We start from the raw sequence: 16,678 nt of genomic DNA on the forward strand, positions 1-16,678 counted from the left end.
GTGCTAATGAATGAACGGTGTACCGTCAAAAGTTTTATTACCTGCTTGGATATTCCAACAGGCGAAGGATAACGATGAAATTAGACGCCTGGTGCTGCAATACATGACAAGATATCCGAATTATAGGGTGCTCAAAGTTAGTGGTAGTTTCGCAGTTTGTGAGCGTGAACAAGGACTGTTATAGGAGGTTAAAACTATGCTTGAACAACTACAACAAGCATACGAAAAGGCACTGAAAAACCTAGTATTTGTGGATTTTGTAAATAAAACTGTGATTAAAAATTTGAATATTGAAAATATGGAGGGTTGAGGTATGAACAAATCCTTAAAATTAAAACTTGAACTAATTCGAAAAGAAATCATCTGCGAAATTATCGCTCAAAAAACTATTCAGCAACTAGATACAAACACGGCTTTTAAATTTATTCAAGACATCAATAATGCGACTTATAAAGATATACAATCTCTAGCAGTAGAAGCTGCGATTCATGATAAGAAAGTCAGTGATTTATTTATCAATGGCACACCACTGCCATTTTAGGAGAGGTGAGGGCAAATGGGCATCATCCGAGTGGCTAAGAACAGCAACTATGTAGTGATGAATCGAACGGCATTGAATGACAACCGGCTATCTTGGAAAGCTAAAGGCATAATGGCATACATGCTTTCAATGCCAGATGATTGGGTGTTTTATATGGACGAATTAATTACTCATTCAACAGATGGCAAAGATTCTTTCAAGAGTGGATTTAAAGAGCTCAAAGATAACGGTTATGTTGAACGCAAATCAATTAAGGATGAAAACACTAAACGAATTGTATCTTGGGAAACTATAGTTCATGAAGTACCTTTTCCACAAACGGAAAAGCCACTAGTGGAAATTCCACCAGTGGAAAACCCGGTGATGGAAAAACCACTAGTGGAAAATCCGCCACTACTAAGTACTGATAATAACCAAGTATTGAATAAACCAAATACTGATAATAACCAAGTACTGAAAGAGAGAGAAGAGAGTCAGTCGGTCAATCCGTTCTTGGAGATTAAAAATTCATTTGATTCAATAATTCGAATCAGTAATTTTACGGATCATCGAAAAATGGACATGCTCCTAGAACTGTATCCTGACTACTTACTAATTATCGAAGCTATCAAGCTTACTGCCGACTTAGGTAAATCAAGTGTCGAGTATGTAAAAGGTATTCTTCATAATTGGTCTACTGAAAAAGGAGTTAAATCATACGCAGATTGGCAGGTGAAGATAGATGGAAAGAATGGGCGACCGAATGGCAGCAGTATTGGAGGAGTTAAGAGCTCGAAGCCAATTGTGTTCGGAGACTACAGTAGCTGAGGAACCTGATTATAACTGTCCTAAGTGTAAGGATGAAGGTGGTTATCTTGTTCGAAAGAAAGCTGGTGAAACCACGCTAGTTCGTGATGGTGACCAGTTAGTAGAAAGAACTTTGAAGTATGACACTGATGAATGGCAACAATGTGAATGCGCTAAAATGCGTCAACTCAATCGCTTAATCAAATCTAGTGAAATAACAGAAGAGTTTCAGAAGATGAGTTTTAAAAACTTCTCGACCGAGGGTGTACATCCAAAGGTCGCGGAAATGAAAAGTAAGGCCAATCAGTATTACGCAGCATTTGAGCAGATTAAAGGTTTTAGACAAAACAGCATCATGTTAATTGGACAACCTGGTTGTGGCAAAACACACCTGTTAACGGCTATCTCAAATTACTTGATTCACACAAAGCAAGTACCTGTTCTCTATTTCCCTTACAAGGATGGGATGAACAATCTTGCTGCCAATAACTTTGAACGAAAAAACGAAATTATGGACCGAATGAAAGAAATTGATGTTCTGTTTATCGATGATCTATTCAAGCCGATTGGTGGAAAGGTTGATGTGAAACCATGGCAGGCTGAATCCATCTTTGAAGTGGTCAATTATCGTTATCTCAACAACAAGCCATTGTTGATATCCAGTGAATTATCACTAGATGACATGCTTTATATCGACGAGGCATTAACTAGCAGGCTGTTTGAAATGGCTCAAGATTTCACGGTAACTATTCCAAAAGACATGAAAGTGAACTATCGATTACGCAAGGTTTTTGAAAATAGATAGAGGGGCGCACAGCCCCTTGATTGGAGGGTGAAGAAAATGGGAGAAATTTATATGCAGTTAGAAATGGAAAGGTTCATTGAGTTGAAGCGAGCAGAAGAAGAAAATCAAAAGCTTCGTGAAGCATTAGCTAAAATCGCTGAAGTTGAAGCACCTATCATGGAAGGTACGGAAGGTTGGGAAACACGTGCTTATGAAATTGCTTGTCAGGCATTAGGTGGTGAAACAAATGACTGAACAATTCCTAATTGATCAAATCACTTTTTATCTAGGTCAATATAAAGAATTTGGTGGTAAACACAATGAAATAATGGCATATAAGCGACTAGATCAATTAATCGCTATGAAAGGGTTAAAGGACCGTGAGGAAGGTACTGACTACTATATCGGAACATTGGAAGGGGCGATTGCAGCATGAGTGAAAATTTAAAACGATGTGAAGCTTGTGAAGAAACATTTAGTTGGAAAGATGATGTAGTTCTTGTAAACGATGAAATATACCACAAAGATTGCGTAGATCTTTATCCAACAGGATATTACGCAATGTTGGACGGAGAGCCTTTGGGAGAAACAGAAAACGAAGATGGAAGTATGGCTTTTGACATTCTATATGAAGGTGAATATGAGGAGGAGTCAGCATGAGAGGGCCAAAATTCAGAGGATTTTCAAACGAAACTAACAATTGGCATTACGGTCATGGATGGTTCGAAATTGACTATACAGAAGATTATTTGCTCGAAAAAGGTATTGAAAAACAAGCAATGTTATATACAGATGGACATCCAATTGTTTGTGAAATGAAATCTATGGGTGAATATACGGGCATAAAGGATAAACACGGCAAAGGGATTTTTGAGGGTGATATTGTAAATTGTTTTGTTGGCATTAATTCTCTAGTAATGTTCAATTTCGGAGCTTTCGGTATTTATACAGAAAGAGTAGGGTTCAGTGCCTTTTGCGAATTACAAGGTTATTGCACTGTTATCGGCAACATCTACAATAACCCTGAACTAATGGAGGAAACAGAATGATTAACCGAGTTGTTTTAACTGGTCGGCTTACAAAAGACGTTGACCTATCATATACACCTCAAGGAATTGCAAAAGCTCAATTTACATTAGCGGTTAACAGAGCATTTGCTAATCAGAGTGGTGAACGAGAGGCAGATTTTATAAATATTCAAGTGTGGCGTAAACAGGCAGAGAATGCAGCTAACTTTCTAAAGAAAGGGTCGCTAGTTGGAATTGATGGAAAACTACAGTCTGGTTCGTATGAGAGAGATGGGCAAAGAATCTACTTTACGAATGTTGTAGCAGACAGCATCCAATTCTTAGAGCCGAGAAACAGCACAGGAGGCTCACAGGGCACATCGAGCTACCAATCTAGTACAAATACGGGTGGAACGTATCAAGGCAGTTCACAGGGCAATTTTGGTGGTAATAACAACCAATTAAATTATACAAGAGTGGATGAAGATCCATTTGCAAATACAAAGGCACCAGAAGTTTCAGAAGATGAACTCCCCTTCTAAATAAATAATTGAGGTGATGAAAATGGTACCACTAAAGAAAATCACCAAGGCTAGGACATCACGAGAATTAGAACGATTGATTGCTGATGATGAGGAAAGAGGTTGGAACGTAGCTAGTAAAGTAAATCATTTTCCTTATCATTCAAGACCGTATCAAATATTAATGACATTCGATACTGAAAATGAACGAGTGAGTTTATAACAAATAAACGTTGCTGTTAGAACGACATTAAGGATGTGAAGAAATGAAAAGGATTTTAAATTACGTGGGCAGTAAGTGGAACTTGGCCGATTGGATTGTTAGCCAAATGCCTGAACACAATGTATATCTCGAAACACACTTCGGTAGTGGCGCAGTGTTATTCAACAAGCAACCGTCAAAAATCGAGACAGTGAATGATATTGATGGCAACATCGTGAATCTGTTCAAAGTAATTCGAGAAAAACCTGAACAGCTGGCTAAACATATACAACTTACTCCGTATTCACGTCAAGAATACAACAAGTCATTTGAGACATTAAAGGGCCAATTAAGTGATTTAGAGAGAGCTAGAGTATTTCTTGTTCGTTGTTGGATGGCTCGTGGAGGTAAAACAAGTGACCGTACAGGATGGCGGCATAACGTAGACTCAACAACATTCAGTGCTTTACCTGATTGGCGCAAGCTACCAGCTGTAGTTTTAGAAGCTACTGAGCGATTACAGAATGTCCAAATCGAAAATCAAGATGCTGCAACATTAATAGGCCGATACAACAAAGAAGATTGCTTGATTTATAGTGATCCACCGTATCTATTAAGCACTCGTACAAAACGACACTATGCACATGAAATGACAGATGGGCAGCACGAAACGTTATTAAACGCACTAATGAACCACAAAGGCTACGCCATGATTAGTGGCTATAACAACGAAATGTATAACGATATTTTGCAAGGATGGACAAGGATTTCGAAGATGGCCACTACTGAGGCAGCACAAGAGAAATGTGAAAGCTTGTGGTTGAATCCTCAAATCATCGATAGAGGCTATATACAAGAATCGCTTTTTGAAATTGTTTAGGAGGGTAAACATGAACGTACTCAAAATAGAAATACCAGGTGATGTACAGGCACAGCAAAGACCGAAGTTTAGTAGTTTCGGAAATAATGTGTCTGTACGTGATCCAAAAGAATCCAAGGATTATAAATCATTTGTGAGATTGGTAGCTGCCGAGCATGCGCCAGAATCACTTATTACCGAGGAAATAAGGTTAAGTATAGATGTTTATCTAAAAATCCCTAAAAAGTATCATACAAAGCCTAAAATGGCTTTAATACATGCAGGTAAGTTACGACCGACGACGAAGCCAGATATCGACAACTTGGCTAAAGGCATAAAGGATGGACTCTCGAAGGTCGTGTGGCATGACGATAGCCAAGTAACAGAGTTGGTTGCTCGTAAGTGGTATTCAGATAATCCTAGAGCCGAGGTGACGATTGAATGGGCAGAAAAGTAGATAGTAGGTACATTTTATTCACTGGTGAAGTTCATGAAACGGTTAAGTTTGATTTTACAACACAGCAAATTGGAACCTTCATAATCATGTGGAATCAAGGGCATTCAATCAACACAATAGCTCGAAAACTTAATACAAGTAAGGTTAGTGCTGCGTTGATTGTTATGGATTTAGAAATGACAGGTAAGATTGGGCCACGAGCCGGTGGGTTGTTAGGGAAACAGAAAGTGGTTAGTTGAAAGATATTGTACAGAAAGGGTGAAGGAAATGGAACAGCGAGAAGTTGAATTTGAAGTTAAGAAATATTTTAAAATAGATGATTACATTAATGCAGGTTCGCCAGTGATGTATTTCGAGTTTAATAAATCAGAGTATTACGGATTAATTGCAGTTCGTAAAGACTTCAGTCCTGAAAACAACCCATTTAAATTATCAGGTGATCCAGCTTGGAAGGTTGCTATTCAGACATACATTGAAACGATATGCGGAGATGACGAAGAAGCGATTGAGGCAATCGAAAGCTATCCGAAAGAAGTTTCGAAATCAGAGGCACTGTTGAAGTGGTTACTTGCTAGTGATAATAAGGGCTATGCAGTTGCTGATGCGATAGCTAAATTTGAATCAATCGAAAATGGTCTTGTGTTGATTGACGGTAGCTTAATTTAGTTGCTGAACATTTTGAGGAAAATGTACAGGAGAGGAATGAGATTAATTACTAAATTAATAATGGTCATTTGGTTTCTATTTATGTTGATAGTTATATGTATTCCATTTGTAATGATAAAACGAGGTGTTTACATGACTGGAAGAGATTTGTTTTTTACATTCATAGGAATGCTGGTCATGGGTGGATTTTCTTTGGTAGCTGTTTTTACTTAATACTGAATAATATGAGGAAATTACGCAGTAAATAAAAAAGAAAAAGCCGCAGTGTTTGCAGACGCTACAGCTCAGAATTGGTTTATGCCCTTTTAGGCTAGTCAGATAAGTAATTATACCACAACCTAGGAGGGCAAACCTATGTTAAAAGGGCAAACAGTTAAAGAAGTATGGTCAGAGGAAGATATTGATTATCTAGTGAAAAACTATCGTTTCTGGAAGAAAGAAATCAATCGGTTAGAAAGAGTCTTATATGGTGGATCAAGTTCAATGGGTTCATGGGGTGTAGCACAATATGGAATAGATGCAGCAATGCCGAAAGGAAGTTCTATTCGAAGTGCTGAAGAACTTAAAAGAATGGATGTACGCGAGCGTGGTCAAATAGCACGATTAGAAAAGCTACGTACTTATGTATACGCACTTGAGGTAGCTTACAATTTAATTGAGGATGAACAACTTACAACGATTTATGATTGCTTACTAGATGGGATGACGTACCGACAAATTGCAGAACACCTATCAGCATCAAAGGATTATGTGAGATTGAAGAAGCAAATCATCTTTAGCCAAATTAGCCAAAATAGCCAAATAAGTACTATTTTGACCTACGAAAAATTAGCAGTGTAAAATGGAGGGGAGGTCGGACAGGTAATTGTTTCTTCCCTTGGTATTTCTAAAATACTAATTATTAGGGAAAGACAGACCGACGACCGACCAGCGCCTCATAAACTTGTTCGAGGCAAGACAAACACGGCCGGCCCGTATTTTTTAAGAGATTAGGTATCTTAATTAATATAAAAGGCTAAAAATTGCTGAAGGAGTGGTTTTTATGTGAACTACGTCCACTTTCCATAATTCAGTCAAACTTACTAAAACAAACTTACTGAGCTACAAGTGCACGGAAATGCACTATAAACAAAACACAATTTGCTTTACGATATAACGTGGTGCAGCTCTACCACGGTTTCACAAGTGAGCTAACTCGACAATTACCTCAATAGCAAAGCTTTCATCTTAGGATGGAGGCTTTTTCTTTTGCTTTGAAAACTGCATCAAACAGCCAAAACGCTATGAGTTGAGAGGGCAGAGTTTGGTGTGGTTTTGAGAGCAAAAAGTTATTACATATTTTTCATCTTCTGATTTATTATTAGGTGGGAGGTGATATTCATGAAAAAAGGTTATATCAATGAGTTACAAGATGATGAAAAAATGGCTGGGTCTTTATACAAAGCAACTATAACTTATGGTGATGGCTCTGTAGTTGAAAAAGAAATTAGTCAATATTCTTTTGCTGATGCTTTTGAAGTAATTAAAGAAAATCATGAAGGTGAACTTAACCGCAAAGCAAAAAGCATCTCATTGGAAATAAAAGAGTTATACTAAAACATCCTTCGGGATGTTTTTATTTTGCCTTGAAAAGTGAGTATCGAGCAGATTCCTCCCCTGTGACTGCTAGGGCAACGGTACTTACTTTTGAGAGTGAAATATATATAGTGATTAACATAATGGGGTGATGCCATTGATTGAACGTAAATTAAATCTTAAACAACAAGCATTCGCAGACTTGTATATTGAGTTAGGGAATGCAACTCAAGCAGCTATTGAAGCTGGATATAGCAAAAAATACGCAGCAACTAATACAGACAAATTACTAAAAAATACTAACATTGCCTCTTATATAGAAAATCGTATGAAAGACATACAATCAAAACGAATAGCAAGCCAAGAAGAAGTATTAGAAACACTTACTGCTATCTTACGAGGCGAGAAAAGAGGTACTGCATTAGTTGGTCTGGGTATGGGTGAACAATCAGTTGACCAAGTTGAACCCACTGTAACCGAAAAAATTAGAGCTGCAGAACTACTTGGTAAACGTTATAAACTGTGGACCGATAAAGTCGAAACAGAAGTTACAGGTGCTGTTCAATTTATTGATGACATAGGTGGTGAAAGCGATGGCAGTTAAAAAGCTATCAGAGTTAATACCGTCAGCATTTCATTCAGTGTGGAGAGCATCGATTAATCCAGATATATTAAACGTTGTTTGCAAGGGTGGACGTGGTTCAGGTAAATCATCTGACGTAGCGCATATCATTGTACAATTACTTATGAGATACGCTGTTAACGCTGTAGGGATACGTAAAGTAGACAATACAATTGAAACATCCATATTCGAGCAAATGAAGTGGGCTATTAACGAACAAGGAGTATCACACCTGTTCAAAATCAATAAGTCGCCAATGCGGATAACTTATATTCCGAGATGCAACTACATGATTTTCCGTGGTGCTCAAGATCCTACGCGTATCAAATCATTAAAGAGTGCTAACTTTCCATTTGCGCTGGCATGGCTAGAGGAATTAGCAGAGTTTAAGAGTGAAGAAGAAGTAACGACCATTACCAACTCATTACTACGTGGTGAGCTTGGCGATGGTCTTTTTTATAAGTTCTTTTACACATACAACCCACCGAAACGTAAACAGTCTTGGGTGAATAAGAAGTATGAGAGCTCATTTCAGCCTGATAACGCGTTTGTTCATAAGTCCACTTACCTTGATAACCCATTTATCTCAAAACAGTTTATCGAGGAAGCTGAGGCTGCTAAACAGCGTAATGAATTACGTTATCGTTGGGAATACCTTGGTGAAGCGATAGGCAGTGGTGTTGTACCGTTCGATAACTTACAAATTGAAAAAGGTTCTATTACTGATGAAATGGTTGCTTCGTTCGATAACATCCGAAACGGTATCGACTACGGTTATGCTACGGATCCATTAGCATTTGTACGTTGGCATTATGATAAAAAGAAAAATTCCATCTACGCCGTTGATGAAGTATACGGAGTGAAGATAAGTAATCGTGAGTTATCGAAAAAATTACATGCCAAGGGTTATGAAAATGACCGTATTGCAGCAGAAAGTGCTGAGCCGAAATCCAATGCAGAGTTAAAAAATGAGTTAGATATTAAAAAGCTCTATGCCGTAAAGAAAGGGCCGGACAGCGTTGAATATGGTGAGGAATGGTTAGATGATTTAGACGCCATTTATATTGACCCATTGCGTACGCCGAACATTGCGAGAGAATTTGAAAATATCGACTATCAAACGGACAAAGATGGCAATCCAATACCTCGCTTAGAAGATAAAGATAACCACACGATTGATGCAACGCGTTATGCATTTGAAGATGATATGAAAAACAAAAAAGGCATGAGAATCTTGAAATAGAAGAAGGTGAAACAATGTTTGATAAGACGCACACAGAGGAATTAAACGAGCACATCAACAATAACGCTCCTAAGACTACAAAGGAAATTAAAGATCTTTATGATGCATTTGATACTTCTAAGATGGTTGAAGGGGTACGCTATTACAAAGGTGATTCTAAAATTACTGAAAGACAAATATTCAAGTATGTAGATGATGTGAAAACAGTTGATAACGATGCAACTAACAAAAAGATTGCCTCTGGATTTCACAAGATTTTAGTAGATCAAAAGACTGCTTATCTCGTAGGTGAACCAATGGTATTTGGTAGTCGCTCAGATAACCATAGCCAATTAGAATTATTAACTGAAACCATTGGCGAGCGTTGGGAAGATACCATTACAGAACTAATAAAAGGAGCTTCTAACAAAGGTTTAGAGTGGCTTCATCCTTTTGTGAATGAAGATGGGGCTTTTGATTACATGGTTATTCCCGCTGAGAACCTTATACCTATTTATGACTACAGCAGACGAAAACAATTGATTGCTGCCATAAGGTTTTATCAACTAGAGGAAAACATCATCAATTTGGAATTATGGACAGATGAAACTGTTACCTACTACGAAATGATTGATGGCCAAGTACACTTGGATGCTAAAGTAGAGGTTAATCCTGGACCACATTTTACAGATACTGAAGAATTAGAAGGTAAGTCATGGGGAATGGTTCCGTTTATTGAGTTTGCGAATAACGAGGAACGACTGAGCGATTTACATTTCTATAAGTCAGAAATAGATTCCTATGATGAGCTTGTTAGTGATGCTCAAAACACATTAAATGATATGCAGTCAGTCATTCTGGCTCTAATCGGCTATGAAGGTGAAAGCTTAAGTGAATTTGTTACAAACCTAAGACGCTACAAAGCTATAAACCTAGAGGCTGGTGAAGGTCATGATGTAAAACCTATCACAATAGATGTGCCTGTAGAAGCTTATAAAACTCAAAGCAACATCTTAAAGGAGAATATCTTTATGTTTGGGCAGGGCGTAAATCCATCCCCAGACATTATTGGTAATGCTCCAAGTGGTGTTGCGCTGGATAATTTGTATTCGTTATTAGACATGAAAGCAAGCATCTTGGAGCGTAAGTTTACTTTAGCATTACGTGAGTTCATGTGGTTTGTTGGGGAGTTTTGCAACCAAGCTAACAAAGGTGAATTTGATTATCGAGATGTAACGTTCACATTCAACAAATTGCTCCTTACTAACGAATCAGAAATTATAGACATGGCACAAAAATCAATGGGAATGATCTCGCAAACAACGATTCTTGAAAACCATCCTTGGGTGAAAGATGTAGCACAGGAGCTTAAAAGATTAGAAAGTGATGCTAAGTTGTACGGTAAAGATTTAGAGCCATTGGACGAAGATGGGACTGATCCTAAGAAAAATAACGATCCAGAAGAAGTTGATGAGACATGAATCAACAAGAGATTGATAATATCTTAGATGAGATGGAAACAAAGGCTCAGAAGGACATTGAGAAAGTCTTTAACAAGCGTTTGAAATCTATTATCGCTCAAATGTTTGAGATGCATCGTAAGTTTGGTAAGAACGGTCAAGCTACTTGGACTGATGTTAATAAGTACAATCGCTTCAATCAAGAAATGAAGTTGATAGCACAACAGCTCAATGCCGATTACAAAGAGATTATCAAGCTCATACAAGCATCAGAGGAACGTCTTTACATCGAGAAGTACTTAATGACGGCTTACCTCTTACAACAGTCTACAGGTGAGGAAATGGGCTTTAAAATACCATCACTCGAAGTGATTCAGGAAGCGTTAACGAATCCTGTTGAGTTTCTAACATTACCGAAAGTATTTGAGGTACATCGGAACGATATTATTAGGCGTTTGAATATCGAGATAGCACAAAGCTTACAAGCTGGTGAAAGCTACACTGACATGGCTATAAGGATTGAGAACGCTATGGGATGGACAAGGAAGAAAGCTATCCTTGTTGCTCGTACAGAGGGTGGTCGAGTAAGGTCACAAGCTGATTTAGCTGTAGAAGAACAGGCAAGTGAAACAGCAAGGCTAACTAAGGTATGGATGTCATCACTTGATACTAGGGTTCGCAAGTCTCATAGAAAGCTAGACGGTCAGAAAGCCGATGAAGATGGATACTTCCGTTATGGCAAGTGGAAATCAAAAGCTCCGAGGTTGTGGGGCGTTGCATCGATGGATATACAGTGTCGGTGTCATACGATTTATATGGTCAATGGCAAGTTGCCTGAATATCGAAGAGGTCGAGACTATATGGACGATACGTACCAAAAGCAATTAGCTGCTCGGATTGATGCTTACATGTCTGACTTAGGGCTAACTTACAAGCAAGCCTTTAACAAAGCGTACAAACAGGTTAAACCGCCAAGTGTTACTGTGCCGTTCATGAGTTATGAAGAGTGGAGAAAACAATTTAGTGGTGAATGAAAGTCGTAGTAATACGGCTTTTTATTATGCCTTTTTTCGTCTTTTTCGAGCTTGTAGACGTTAAAGAACAAGTTTCTAACCCTATCCGTGCCGTTGCACGTAAAACACGAAATAGGAGGAGCTAGACATGAAAAAAGAAGATTTAATTGCATTAGGTTTAAGTGAAGAACAAGCAGATAAAGTAATTGAAGGTTATGGTCAGATGATTCCAAAATCACGTCTTAATGAAAAAATCGAGGAACTAAGAGTAGCTAACGAAACAATCGGAGAACGTGATAATCAAATTGCTGATTTAATTCCGAAAGCCGCAGGTCATGAAAGTTTGCAAAATGAAATTACTAATCTGCAACAAGCTAACCAAACAGCTAAAGAACAATATGATGCAGACCTCGCTAAAACGCGTTTAGTCAGCGCTATGAAACTTGGTTTAACTGGTAAGGTGCATGATGTTGATATTGTTCTAAGTCAACTAGACCAAACCAAAATTGAATTAGATGAACAAGGTAATGTAAAGGCTGGCCTTGATGACCAACTAACGACTTTAAAAGAATCAAAGTCGTTTTTATTTGTTGCTGATGGTCTGAAAGGTAAGACACCGCCAGCGGGGACACCGCCAAAACCGCAAACGTTAACTCGTGCTGACTTTGCGAAGAAACCATACGAGGAACGATTAAAACTCATGCAAGATAACCCATCGCTATTAAGCGAACTACAGTAAAAAAGGAGAATACAACATGGAGAAATTTAAATTGTTATTAGAATTAAATATCCAATATTTCGCACAAACGAAGGCTGCTGATTTAGTGGATCCTGAAGTAATGGCATTAGCTGTTTCAGGTAAATTAGAAAATGCGCTCAAATTCCGTAATTACGCTGATATTGATCGCACATTAGTAGGTGTTCCGGGTAGTACGATTACTCGGCCTAAGTATGGTTATGTAGGACCTGCTGATGATTTACAAGAAGGTGTACCAATGGATACATCTAAAATGTCTATGACAACTACACAAGTGACTGTAAAGGAAACAGGTAAGGCGATTGAAGTTACAGAAACAGCAATCATTACAAACGTAGGTGGCACTGTAGGTGAGGCGGAGCGTCAATTAGCTTTAGCAATGGCTGATAAAGTAGATACAGAATATATTGTTGCACTAGAAACAGCGAAGCAAACAGTTGCTGGATCTCCTACTACAGTTGCAAAAATTTTAGAAGGGATTGCGTTGTTCAACTCTGAATCAGATTTGAATTTAGTGTTATTTATTAATCCTAAAGACTACACAAAATTAGTAGGCTCATTATTAACTGCTGGAGGAACTACGCAAGAACGTGCAATTACAACAGGGCAAGTTGCGGAACTAGTTGGAGTTAAAGCAATTGAACGTTCTCGCCGCGTTGCGGAAGGCAAAGGTTATTTACAAGTTTACGCAACACAAGAACCAGAGCAATCAGAAGATCAGTCATCGGCAATGGAAATTGTGATGAAAAAAGATGTTGCAATTAATCGTGATGGAGATATTTTGGCGCGTACAGTAGTAGTTGCTGCTAACTCACACTATGTTGTAAATCTGAAAAATGATGCAGGTGTCGTTAAATTCACAGGTGCATAAGGAGGTGCTTGATTATGTTATTGCGACGCTATCACAATCGTGAACAACCAACACCTGAAAAAGAAAAGCCTAAAGCAACACCTACACGTAAACAACCTGTAAAAAAGGAAGGTGTAAAACGTGTGGAAACCGACAAGTGATGAAATCAACGGAATCATTGTTCTAAATGGCGATAAAGCTACAACAAAACGTGTGGACCATTACACAGCGTTAGTGCCTGTTTTATACGACGTTGGCTGTACATGGACCAATAACATATTTGACATGTCAGAAGACGCTGAAAGGCAAAAGCAAAGTGCTATGAAGCTGTTTATCGCAAAGGCATGTCAGTACTTCGAATTAAAAATAGGGCTTGTAAGTCGTTCGATGGGTACTGTTGCTTATTCTTACTCAGATGAGATACCAGCAACCGTTTATAAGCCATTAAAGCCTTATCGGAAATTGAGGTGGTAGTATGGTTGATGAATTTCCGCATGAAGTTGAAGTAGTCCAGAAACGTAAGGCATCTGATGGTGCCGGAGGGTTTGAAACTAAGTGGTTTCCTATTGATACTATAGAATGTTTCGTAGACACACCAACGAGCAAGGATCGTTATTACGCACAGCAATTGGATAATCCGTTAGAGCGCTACATGTACTACGAATATCGAACAGACCTTACATCTAGTATGCGACTGCGCTATGAAGGTGAGATATATGCCTTCGCTGGACGTCCAGAAGATCAAGGTGGGCAACATGAAATTATGCGCGTTGCCTTAAAGTTGGTGACGGAATAATGGCTAAAATTACATTTAGTGGACGCCAACTGTTAAAAGCAGCTAAACAATTTGAAAATGGTTTGCTTGATGATGTTTCGGACGTAGTTTACGAGACAGCTAGACTTATTCAAACTGAAGCGAAAGCACTTGCACCAGTTGATGACGGTAGTTTACGAGATTCTATCGAAATGAAAATGATAGGAAAATATAACGCTGTTGTTACAGTAGGAGCTCACTATGCTATATACGTTGAATACGGTACCGGGATTTATGCGGAGAAAGGAAATGGTCGTAAAACACCATGGACTTACTACAGTACAAAGCTAGGTCGTTATGTTACTACTGAAGGTATGAAGGCACAACCTTTCTGGGGTCCTGCTGTAGATACAGGTCGAGATTATTTCATGAAAGAAATGAGGCGATTAGGCTTATGACAAATTATTATGCCTTGCCTTACTTTGATTTACAGAAAGTGATTTTTCAGAAGTTAACAGCTTGTGAGGCCTTAACAACCATCACTCGTAAAGATGATGAAGATCTAGGTATATATGATGCTGTTGATGAAAACACGCCATATCCTTACGTAACAATCTCAAAGCCGTATTCATCACCGTTTGACACCAAAACAAGCAATATCGAAACAATCACATTTACAATCCATGCTTGGTGGAAGGATAACGATGATTACAGTGGTAAACGTAAGGTATATGAGATGTTATCGGCTTGCCAGAGCACTCTAATGGCTCGTAATTACTTGATACCAGGAGTAAAGGTATTAAGTATCACAAGACGTGAATCTCGCGTGATAGACGATAATAGCCCAAGTGTAAAGCATGGCATTTTAACAATTCAATACAAAGTACAAAACATCTAACAGTCCTTTTGGGCTGTTTTTATTTTAGGAGGGAAAACAAATATGCAAAACGGTAAAGATACAGTCTTACTTGTACAGCTTGCTACAAATGCATTAGGTGAAGATGGCTTTCTTATTGGCCACTTAACTGAGAATAGCCACTCAATGGAGAATGAGCTAGTAGATGAACAAACGAAATTTGGGCGTATCGTAGCCTATGGTCAATCAAGTGAATCGTTTGAAGTAACGATGTTTGGTGATAAAAACGATCCAGGTCAAAAAGCAATCTTAGATGCGATTCGTAAAAAAGTGCAGCTGAAAGTTTGGGAAGTCGACTTGAATACAGTGAAAAATGAAGCTGATGAAGAAGTGCACGATGCAATCTTTGCTTACACACTGGTTGAGTCTGTAGAGAAATCTAATCCGGGAGATAACTTCCAAGAGATTTCGGGGACTCTACAAGTAATTGGTGAATCTAAAGAAGGGCAGTTACCTAAGTTGCCTGATTCAGTAATCGAATTTGCTACTTACGGATTTGAAGCTCCTGGTGAAAAAACAGGTGAATTTGGTAAGGACCAAACATCTGGGGTTGCTGTTACAAACGTATCAGTATCACCACAAACTACATCAGTTGTAGTAGGTAGTACACGTCAGTTAACAGTTACAGTACTTCCTGCAGATGCAGCTAATAAAAATGTTACCTTTACTTCAAGCGACAATTCAATTGCTACTGTCACATCTACAGGGCTTATCACAGGTGTTGCTGAGGGTTCAGCTACAATAACTGTTACGTCTGCAAGTGGTGGTAAAACAGCGACAGTTTCAGTAACTGTTACAACTTCATAATCAAAGCACTCTTTATGGGTGCTTTTTTCTATTGAATTTAAATTACTAGGAGGGCTATTAAAATATGGCTACATTAACAATTGGCAAAGATCAACACGACGCAAAATACGGATTCGCTTTCAAGAATCTTGCAGATAAAAACTATAACGAAACAGATAGAGAGGGCAACGAAACTGGCGGTTTTATCTCAATCTATCAGGGTTTATTGCAATTTAACTTAGATGCATTAAAAGCATTTTGGGACTGTGGTTTAGCTCATCTAAAAAAACGTCCTTCAATGGCACAAATTGAGGCTGCTTTAGAAGAGCGTATCGAAGAAGACGGGGATACAGAAAAGCTATTTAAAGAAGCATTTCAGGAGATTAACGCTTCAGGTTTTTTCAAAAAAGATGCGAAGACGTTCTGGAAGAACTTAGACATGTTCAAAGAAATGGGTACAGAGCAAGAACAAGCAGAGAATGCGAAAGCAGTACAAATGTTACTCGACACGAAAGCAGAGTTGGAGTCGGAGACAGAAACCGAGTAGAAGGATTAGAGTGGCTAGATGTCACATCAAACGCTGCTGAATACTTGGGAGTTTGTGATGTTGAGTTAATCATGTCATGGACTCCAAATGAGTACAAAGCACTCTTAAAAGGTGCACAAATGCGAATGGTGAGTGATTACGAAAACCTTGCTATTCAAGCTATGTATAACCGTAAAGCAGAGAATGCAAAACGACTCAAGATTACCGATCTATTCGATGCTGAAAAAGCTCGCAAACGTATTCTTGAAGGTGATAAGGACTGGAAAGAATCGAAGGAGATGGACACAACACTTTACAAAAAAGCACAAGCAGATATGAAAGTTTGGGCTCGAAATTTAACTATGGAATGAGGT

The 16,678-nt window shown here is 38.5% G+C and carries 30 protein-coding genes; all 30 read left to right on the forward strand.

Annotation, left to right across the window (positions count from 1 at the left end; genetic code table 11):
* Positions 1-10: 10 nt before the first annotated feature.
* The 30 genes from ACFVT8_RS00540 to ACFVT8_RS00685 all read left to right on the forward strand — a co-directional run bounded on the left by ACFVT8_RS00540 (position 11) and on the right by ACFVT8_RS00685 (position 16,675).
* Positions 11-184 carry a hypothetical protein gene (locus ACFVT8_RS00540; RefSeq protein WP_387082433.1) on the forward strand — a complete coding sequence of 58 codons (174 nt, stop codon included), beginning with the start codon at positions 11-13 and terminating at the stop codon, positions 182-184.
* 129 nt (positions 185-313) lie between these two features.
* On the forward strand, positions 314-541 hold the full coding sequence (locus ACFVT8_RS00545) for a hypothetical protein (RefSeq protein ID WP_387082432.1): 228 nt from the start codon (positions 314-316) through the stop codon (positions 539-541).
* A gap of 15 nt (positions 542-556) precedes the next feature.
* Positions 557-1,348 carry a DnaD domain protein gene (locus tag ACFVT8_RS00550; RefSeq protein WP_387082431.1) on the forward strand — a complete coding sequence of 264 codons (792 nt, stop codon included), beginning with the start codon at positions 557-559 and terminating at the stop codon, positions 1,346-1,348.
* Positions 1,272-2,132, forward strand: a complete 861-nt coding sequence (locus tag ACFVT8_RS00555; protein WP_387082430.1) for a DnaA ATPase domain-containing protein — start codon at positions 1,272-1,274, stop codon at positions 2,130-2,132. Before ACFVT8_RS00550 ends, ACFVT8_RS00555 begins: the two co-directional genes overlap by 77 nt.
* A 36-nt stretch (positions 2,133-2,168) precedes the next feature.
* On the forward strand, positions 2,169-2,366 hold the full coding sequence (locus tag ACFVT8_RS00560) for a hypothetical protein (protein ID WP_387082429.1): 198 nt from the start codon (positions 2,169-2,171) through the stop codon (positions 2,364-2,366).
* Positions 2,359-2,547 carry a hypothetical protein gene (locus ACFVT8_RS00565; protein WP_387082428.1) on the forward strand — a complete coding sequence of 63 codons (189 nt, stop codon included), beginning with the start codon at positions 2,359-2,361 and terminating at the stop codon, positions 2,545-2,547. The genes ACFVT8_RS00560 and ACFVT8_RS00565 overlap by 8 nt, the downstream gene beginning before the upstream one ends.
* A complete protein-coding gene (locus ACFVT8_RS00570; protein WP_387082427.1) occupies positions 2,544-2,771 on the forward strand; it encodes a hypothetical protein in 228 nt (75 codons plus the stop codon). The genes ACFVT8_RS00565 and ACFVT8_RS00570 overlap by 4 nt, the downstream gene beginning before the upstream one ends.
* Positions 2,768-3,160: a YopX family protein gene (locus ACFVT8_RS00575; RefSeq protein WP_387082426.1), complete on the forward strand. Its 393-nt coding sequence runs from the start codon at positions 2,768-2,770 to the stop codon at positions 3,158-3,160. Before ACFVT8_RS00570 ends, ACFVT8_RS00575 begins: the two co-directional genes overlap by 4 nt.
* Positions 3,157-3,660, forward strand: a complete 504-nt coding sequence (gene ssb / locus ACFVT8_RS00580) for a single-stranded DNA-binding protein (RefSeq protein WP_387082425.1) — start codon at positions 3,157-3,159, stop codon at positions 3,658-3,660. Before ACFVT8_RS00575 ends, ssb begins: the two co-directional genes overlap by 4 nt.
* A gap of 22 nt (positions 3,661-3,682) precedes the next feature.
* On the forward strand, positions 3,683-3,862 hold the full coding sequence (locus ACFVT8_RS00585) for a hypothetical protein (protein ID WP_387082424.1): 180 nt from the start codon (positions 3,683-3,685) through the stop codon (positions 3,860-3,862).
* Positions 3,863-3,905: 43 nt separating this feature from the next.
* Positions 3,906-4,721, forward strand: coding sequence for a DNA adenine methylase (locus ACFVT8_RS00590; RefSeq protein ID WP_387082423.1), 816 nt, complete (start codon positions 3,906-3,908; stop codon positions 4,719-4,721).
* Between the two features lie 10 nt (positions 4,722-4,731).
* Positions 4,732-5,157, forward strand: a complete 426-nt coding sequence (locus tag ACFVT8_RS00595) for a RusA family crossover junction endodeoxyribonuclease (RefSeq protein ID WP_387082422.1) — start codon at positions 4,732-4,734, stop codon at positions 5,155-5,157.
* The gene (locus ACFVT8_RS00600) at positions 5,142-5,396 is read left to right on the forward strand and encodes a hypothetical protein (RefSeq protein ID WP_387082421.1); all 255 of its coding nucleotides are present in this window, start codon (positions 5,142-5,144) and stop codon (positions 5,394-5,396) included. Before ACFVT8_RS00595 ends, ACFVT8_RS00600 begins: the two co-directional genes overlap by 16 nt.
* 28 nt (positions 5,397-5,424) lie before the next feature.
* Positions 5,425-5,823: a hypothetical protein gene (locus ACFVT8_RS00605; protein WP_387082420.1), complete on the forward strand. Its 399-nt coding sequence runs from the start codon at positions 5,425-5,427 to the stop codon at positions 5,821-5,823.
* Positions 5,824-6,177: 354 nt separating this feature from the next.
* The gene (locus ACFVT8_RS00610; protein WP_387082419.1) at positions 6,178-6,663 is read left to right on the forward strand and encodes a sigma-70 family RNA polymerase sigma factor; all 486 of its coding nucleotides are present in this window, start codon (positions 6,178-6,180) and stop codon (positions 6,661-6,663) included.
* A gap of 540 nt (positions 6,664-7,203) precedes the next feature.
* Positions 7,204-7,419, forward strand: a complete 216-nt coding sequence (locus tag ACFVT8_RS00615; protein WP_387082418.1) for a hypothetical protein — start codon at positions 7,204-7,206, stop codon at positions 7,417-7,419.
* 136 nt (positions 7,420-7,555) lie between these two features.
* Positions 7,556-8,002 (forward strand): terminase small subunit, encoded by a 447-nt coding sequence (locus ACFVT8_RS00620; protein WP_387082417.1) that lies wholly within the window; start codon positions 7,556-7,558, stop codon positions 8,000-8,002.
* Entirely contained in the window at positions 7,992-9,263 is a 1,272-nt protein-coding gene (locus ACFVT8_RS00625) for a PBSX family phage terminase large subunit (protein ID WP_387082416.1), read from the forward strand. Before ACFVT8_RS00620 ends, ACFVT8_RS00625 begins: the two co-directional genes overlap by 11 nt.
* 14 nt (positions 9,264-9,277) lie before the next feature.
* Entirely contained in the window at positions 9,278-10,723 is a 1,446-nt protein-coding gene (locus ACFVT8_RS00630) for a phage portal protein (protein ID WP_387082415.1), read from the forward strand.
* A complete protein-coding gene (locus tag ACFVT8_RS00635; RefSeq protein ID WP_387082414.1) occupies positions 10,720-11,736 on the forward strand; it encodes a phage head morphogenesis protein in 1,017 nt (338 codons plus the stop codon). The genes ACFVT8_RS00630 and ACFVT8_RS00635 overlap by 4 nt, the downstream gene beginning before the upstream one ends.
* 127 nt (positions 11,737-11,863) lie before the next feature.
* Positions 11,864-12,454 (forward strand): phage scaffolding protein, encoded by a 591-nt coding sequence (locus tag ACFVT8_RS00640; protein ID WP_387082413.1) that lies wholly within the window; start codon positions 11,864-11,866, stop codon positions 12,452-12,454.
* 16 nt (positions 12,455-12,470) lie between these two features.
* Positions 12,471-13,343: a N4-gp56 family major capsid protein gene (locus ACFVT8_RS00645; RefSeq protein WP_387082412.1), complete on the forward strand. Its 873-nt coding sequence runs from the start codon at positions 12,471-12,473 to the stop codon at positions 13,341-13,343.
* Between the two features lie 14 nt (positions 13,344-13,357).
* Entirely contained in the window at positions 13,358-13,483 is a 126-nt protein-coding gene (locus ACFVT8_RS00650) for a hypothetical protein (RefSeq protein ID WP_387082411.1), read from the forward strand.
* Positions 13,464-13,796 (forward strand): head-tail connector protein, encoded by a 333-nt coding sequence (locus ACFVT8_RS00655; RefSeq protein ID WP_387082410.1) that lies wholly within the window; start codon positions 13,464-13,466, stop codon positions 13,794-13,796. The genes ACFVT8_RS00650 and ACFVT8_RS00655 overlap by 20 nt, the downstream gene beginning before the upstream one ends.
* Position 13,797: 1 nt before the next feature.
* The gene (locus ACFVT8_RS00660; RefSeq protein WP_387082409.1) at positions 13,798-14,118 is read left to right on the forward strand and encodes a phage head closure protein; all 321 of its coding nucleotides are present in this window, start codon (positions 13,798-13,800) and stop codon (positions 14,116-14,118) included.
* Entirely contained in the window at positions 14,118-14,534 is a 417-nt protein-coding gene (locus ACFVT8_RS00665) for an HK97-gp10 family putative phage morphogenesis protein (protein WP_387082408.1), read from the forward strand. Before ACFVT8_RS00660 ends, ACFVT8_RS00665 begins: the two co-directional genes overlap by 1 nt.
* On the forward strand, positions 14,531-14,974 hold the full coding sequence (locus ACFVT8_RS00670; RefSeq protein WP_387082407.1) for a DUF3168 domain-containing protein: 444 nt from the start codon (positions 14,531-14,533) through the stop codon (positions 14,972-14,974). Before ACFVT8_RS00665 ends, ACFVT8_RS00670 begins: the two co-directional genes overlap by 4 nt.
* A 42-nt stretch (positions 14,975-15,016) precedes the next feature.
* Entirely contained in the window at positions 15,017-15,799 is a 783-nt protein-coding gene (locus ACFVT8_RS00675; protein WP_387082406.1) for a phage major tail protein, TP901-1 family, read from the forward strand.
* A 64-nt stretch (positions 15,800-15,863) separates the two neighbouring features.
* On the forward strand, positions 15,864-16,325 hold the full coding sequence (locus ACFVT8_RS00680) for a tail assembly chaperone (RefSeq protein ID WP_387082405.1): 462 nt from the start codon (positions 15,864-15,866) through the stop codon (positions 16,323-16,325).
* A 71-nt stretch (positions 16,326-16,396) separates the two neighbouring features.
* The gene (locus ACFVT8_RS00685; protein ID WP_387082404.1) at positions 16,397-16,675 is read left to right on the forward strand and encodes a hypothetical protein; all 279 of its coding nucleotides are present in this window, start codon (positions 16,397-16,399) and stop codon (positions 16,673-16,675) included.
* The last annotated feature ends 3 nt before the right edge of the window (positions 16,676-16,678 follow it).

Origin of the sequence: Lysinibacillus sp. NPDC058147 (genome assembly GCF_042884205.1) — a bacterium.
In the GTDB taxonomy this organism is placed as follows: domain Bacteria; phylum Bacillota; class Bacilli; order Bacillales_A; family Planococcaceae; genus Lysinibacillus.